Genomic DNA, 529 nt, shown 5'->3' with positions numbered 1-529 from the left:
GGACGGCGACAGGCCGCCGCGGTGGTCGCCCGGCCCACCCCCGACCGGGTCCTGCCGACGGTGCGCCGTACAGGCAGCCCCTTGGCCGTAGCGGGGGTCGTCGCCGCCGTCCTGCTCAGCGGGCTCGGCTGGCTGCTGGTCATCCGTCTGCGCTCGGGGCGGCGTCTACCGCCTACGGTCAAGACGTGAGGCTCGCGATCTCCGCTCTCGCCCGGGTCGCCGCGCTCGCCCTGACCGGTGCCCCGGATCCCGGCCCTCATGTCGGCGTGGACCGGGCCGAGGCGAGGCCGGGGGAGCAGGTGCTGGTCCGGCTCACCGGCTGGCCCGACGGTACGGTCCGCATCGAGCTGTGTGGCGCGGGCGCGCCGGCACGCTGCGCGGTGGACAGTTCGGCGCAGGTCCACCTGCCCGCTGGCGGCCCCGGTGGGCCCCCGCTGACCGTCCGTGGCCCACCCGGCCGTTGCCCCTGCACGGGGCGGGTGACCACCCCTGCCGCGTCCCGGCCGGCCTCCGCGCCGCCCGCCCTCCC

The 529-nt window shown here is 78.4% G+C and carries 1 protein-coding gene and 1 pseudogene; both read left to right on the top strand.

The window, feature by feature from the left end:
* Window positions 1-189, top strand: a pseudogene (locus tag JMF97_RS30500) (WxL protein peptidoglycan domain-containing protein); the annotation flags it as partial.
* The coding region (locus JMF97_RS30495) for a hypothetical protein (protein ID WP_203224665.1) at window positions 186-529 on the top strand (344 nt) is incomplete at its 3' end. The pseudogene JMF97_RS30500 and the gene JMF97_RS30495, both read left to right, overlap by 4 nt.

Source organism: Micromonospora fiedleri, assembly GCF_016774385.1.
GTDB lineage: Bacteria > Actinomycetota > Actinomycetes > Mycobacteriales > Micromonosporaceae > Micromonospora > Micromonospora gifhornensis.
The sequence above is the reverse complement of the archived record's forward strand: the minus strand, read 5'-3'. Positions and strand labels throughout refer to the sequence as shown.